Annotated in this window: 2 protein-coding genes; one reads left to right on the plus strand and one right to left on the minus strand. The window is 70.5% G+C overall.

What is annotated here, in order from left to right; all coding sequences use genetic code 11:
- Nucleotides 1–809: glycoside hydrolase family 30 protein (locus ACQKIP_RS46795; RefSeq protein WP_427745798.1), on the minus strand; the 809-nt coding region annotated here is incomplete at its 3' end.
- 270 nt (nucleotides 810–1,079) lie between these two features.
- On the opposite strand from ACQKIP_RS46795, the gene ACQKIP_RS46800 reads away from it, so the two are divergent.
- Entirely contained in the window at nucleotides 1,080–1,637 is a 558-nt protein-coding gene (locus ACQKIP_RS46800) for a TetR family transcriptional regulator (RefSeq protein ID WP_427745799.1), read from the plus strand.
- The last annotated feature ends 45 nt before the right edge of the window (nucleotides 1,638–1,682 follow it).

The raw sequence follows: 1,682 nt of genomic DNA on the forward strand, positions 1-1,682 counted from the left end.
GGGCCTGAGGTCATCGACATCGACGGATAGGTGGAGTTGGCGAACTCCGGCTCGTTCTGGACGCTGAGGTCGGTGAGTTTGACGCCCTCGCCCTGGTACGCCTTGATCGCCTTGACCAGGTAGTCGGCGTAGTCCTGGTAGTGCGCCGCGTCGAGGCTGCCGCCCTTGAGCGAGCCGCCCGTCTTCATCCAGGCCGGCGCCGACCAGGGGGATCCCATGAAGCGGATCCGCGGATTGACGGCGAGTGCCTCCTTGAGGACGGGCAGGGTGTCCTTCTTGTCGCGGTCGATGGTGAAGCTGCCCCTGGTGTCCTCGTACGTGGTGAAGTTCGCGTCCGCGTTGAAGTCACTGCTGCCCAGGGGCTGGCGCAGGTAGTTGAGGCCGATGCCGTCGCCCGCTCGCGAGAAGAGCGAGGTGAGCAGCGATTTGCGCTTGTCGGCGGGCAGTTGCCGGATGAGGCGGGCGGAGGCCTCCGTCACCGAGGCGCCCGCGCCGGTGAAGCGCTGTCCCCTGGCGCCGGGGTCGATGCGGATGTCCGTGCTCTGCGGGCGGCCGGTGAAGGGCGCCTGGCCCGCGTGCGCGAGTTTGCGGCTGCCGTCCGGTGTGGTGATCCATACCTGTGCCGCGGGATCGGCTGCCGCCTGCCCGGGCTTTCCGTGGGCCGTCGGCGGGGCGGGGCGCGCCTGGGCCTCGGTGAGCGGGCCGTAGGCGACGGCCGTGCCCGCGAGCGCCAGGGCGGCTGCCGCCCCGGCGGTCTTCAGGCGAGTGCCGCGGCGCGTTCTGCGGGGTGTCCTGCTGCTTGTTCTCATGTGCGGCTCCTTGGTCTGCGATGCACGCGTACGTGGTGGGGCCTGCGCAGTGGGGGGTGAGCGGGCAACATGGAAGCACACTTACTAAGTACTCAGTAAGTGGTTGGGACGCGCTTCTTTCGGGGCGATCAACTCGCGCCTAGACTCCGCACCGTGACCACGCACAAGGCAGCCGAGACCGCAGGCGCGAAGACATCAGCAGACCGCCGGCGCCAGGGGGAGGTCACCCGCCGCGGCCGCAGCCAGGCCGCTCAGGAGCGGCACGACGAGATCCTGCAGATCGCCATGGAAACCTTCGCGGCCCGCGGCTACGGCAAGGCCTCGCTGGCGGAGATCGCCGAGCGCGCCGGCCTGACGCAGGCGGGCGTCCTGCACTACTTCCGCACCAAGGAGAACCTCCTCACCGAGGTCCTCGACTTGCGCGACAACGCCGAGATCGCGCCGCTCGGCCCGCAGCGGCCCCGCGGCATGGCTTTCCTGCGCCACCTCGTGGACACCGTGCGCCACAACTCCGAGCGCGAGGGCATCGTCCGGCTCTACACGGTCCTGTGCGCCGAGAGCGTCACCGACGACCACCCCGCCCAGCCGTATTTCCGGCGGCGCTACGCAGGCCTGCGCACCTTCATCGTCGAAGCCCTCACCGAGGCCTGCGAGCTCGACGAGGCGCGACCCGGCCTGGACGTCGAGAGCACCGCCAACGTGATCATCGCGGTCATGGACGGCCTCCAGGTGCAGTGGCTCCTGGACCCGGCGGCGGTGGACATGGCAGCGGCCACGGAGCAGGCCCTGGACGCCCTGCTCGCCCAGATCCGGGCCCGGGGCGCCTGACGCGGCCGGACGGCCGAACGCCCCGCACCCGCTCCGGCATCACTC

The sequence above is a fragment of the Streptomyces sp. NPDC059900 genome (assembly GCF_050270335.1).
In the GTDB taxonomy this organism is placed as follows: domain Bacteria; phylum Actinomycetota; class Actinomycetes; order Streptomycetales; family Streptomycetaceae; genus Streptomyces.